We start from the raw sequence: 915 nt of genomic DNA, 5'->3' as shown, positions 1-915 counted from the left end.
TCAGAAGAACTATTTTTACCTTTTGGATTATCTTTTTTAGATTTCTTAAATTTCTTTATTACTTTATCCATTATCATACTTGTTGCTGAGAAATAAATTATTGTAGCCATTATAGTATCTGCAAGTTCTGGTGGTACCTTTACTGCTGCATTCATAAAGCCTTTTCCAACATACAATACTCCAAAGAATAATGCTGAGAAGAAAACTCCTATTGGATTACTTGCTCCAAGTAAAGCTACTGCTATACCATCAAATCCTTGGCTTGGCATAACTCCTATTTGCATTATGTTTGAGTTACCTGTGTATTGTATAGCTCCTGCAAGTCCTGATAAGGCTCCAGCTATCATCATAGAAATTATTATATTTCTATTAACTGGCATACCTGCATATTCTGCTCCAAATCTATTAAATCCAACAGCCTTTAATTCATATCCTAAAACTGTCTTATTTAATATAAACCAAACTATAAAAACAGCTATTATAGCTAAGAAAATACCTAAGTTTATATATGATCCTTGAAAAATATTTGATAGCCAAGATGCTTTTAAAGTTGCTGAATCTGCTAACATTTTTGATTCAGTTTCTAAAAATTCTCCTTTAAAATATCTTGGAATATTGTAATAAACTATCCAATAAGCTACCCAGTTCATCATTATTGAAGAAACAACTTCGTGAACATTAAATTTAGCTTTTAATAATCCTGGAACCGTTGCCCATATAGCTCCACCTAATATACCTGCTAATACCACTATAGGAACTAATATAAGTTTTGGTAAATCTAATGATAGTCCTACTGCTATTGAGCAAAATCCTCCAAATAGCATTTGGCCCGGTGCTCCTATGTTAAATAACCCTGTTTTAAATGCAAAAGCAACTGAAAGCCCTGTAAGTACTAATGGTGTTGCTGTAGCTATG

Annotated in this window: 1 protein-coding gene; it reads right to left on the bottom strand. The window is 32.2% G+C overall.

The features are described from left to right. A partial coding sequence (locus tag ABDZ60_RS18570; RefSeq protein WP_343780241.1) for an ABC transporter permease occupies positions 1–915 on the bottom strand: 915 nt, incomplete at both ends.

The sequence above is a fragment of the Clostridium sartagoforme genome, assembly GCF_039521405.1.
Taxonomy (GTDB): Bacteria; Bacillota; Clostridia; order Clostridiales; family Clostridiaceae; genus Clostridium; species Clostridium sartagoforme.
The sequence above is the reverse complement of the archived record's forward strand: the minus strand, read 5'-3'. Positions and strand labels throughout refer to the sequence as shown.